This is a genomic window from Enterobacter cloacae complex sp. S3, assembly GCF_014930495.1.
GTDB lineage: Bacteria > Pseudomonadota > Gammaproteobacteria > Enterobacterales > Enterobacteriaceae > Enterobacter > Enterobacter asburiae_B.
In genome coordinates this window covers 1-842 of record NZ_JADBRD010000055.1, presented here as the reverse complement: position 1 = coordinate 842, position 842 = coordinate 1, and the positions used below count along the sequence as shown (strand labels likewise).

Annotated in this window: 2 protein-coding genes and 1 pseudogene; all 3 read left to right on the top strand. The window is 50.7% G+C overall.

The annotated features are described in order from the left end of the window. Positions 1 to 292 (top strand): annotated as a pseudogene (locus tag IM317_RS22080) (haloacid dehalogenase); the annotation flags it as partial. 40 nt (positions 293 to 332) lie between these two features. Beyond that, positions 333 to 530 (top strand): DUF2933 domain-containing protein, encoded by a 198-nt coding sequence (locus IM317_RS22075; protein ID WP_000843494.1) that lies wholly within the window; start codon positions 333 to 335, stop codon positions 528 to 530. Between the two features lie 245 nt (positions 531 to 775). Continuing rightward, positions 776 to 842, top strand: a 67-nt coding sequence (locus IM317_RS22070; protein WP_096257578.1) for an IS1 family transposase, incomplete at its 3' end; no start/stop codon positions are given.

The following is an 842-nucleotide window of genomic DNA, read 5'->3' as shown; positions in this document are numbered from 1 at the left end:
AACGGGTACAGATGTGGCAATTGAAAGTGCCGGAGTCACCCTTCTCAAAGGCGACCTGATGATACTGAACAGGGCCCGTCATCTGTCAGAGATCACCATGAAAAATATCCGACAGAATCTGTTTTTTGCATTTATCTACAACGCACTTGGTGTGCCGGTGGCTGCAGGCCTGCTTTATCCTGTGTATGGAATACTGCTGTCGCCAGTTATTGCGGCGGCGGCCATGGCTCTTTCTTCCGTCAGCGTCATTGTGAATGCGTTGCGTCTGAAAAGTGTCAGGCTCGGGAAATAACACTGAGTGAAGGGTCTGTTATGAACAGAAGGAGTCCAGTATGAAAAGTACCACCTATGCGCTTATTGCTGTCGCCGCGATCGCGGCATTTGCCCTCCTGCGAGAACACTGGTCACATGTGGCAGGTTACTGGCCATATCTGTTATTGCTGGTCTGCCCGCTAATGCATCTTTTCCACGGCCACGGAGGGCATGGGGATCACCAACATCACGGAAGTGAAAACGATAAAAAAAATTAATCCGGCAAACGGGGCCGCGTCGCGGTCCCGTTATCAGTCCAGGTATCGTTCGTAGTCTCTGGCATGCGCAAAGGCATGCTGTTCGAGTTTGTTATCAGCGGGTGCCGATGCCCGGAACGACAGTGAATTAACAGGATTGTTATTGATGACCAGCTCGTAATGTAAATGAGGACCGGATGAACGTCCGCTGGGTGATGCTGCCAACTTACTGATTTAGTGTATGATGGTGTTTTTGAGGTGCTCCAGTGGCTTCTGTTTCTATCAGCTGTCCCTCCTGTTCAGCTACTGACGGGGTGGTGCGTAACGGCAAAA

Coding starts and splice junctions, on each gene's coding strand:
- IM317_RS22075 (WP_000843494.1), top strand. CDS start 333: ATGAAAAGTACCACCTATGCGCTTATTGCTGTCGCCGCGATCGCGGCA.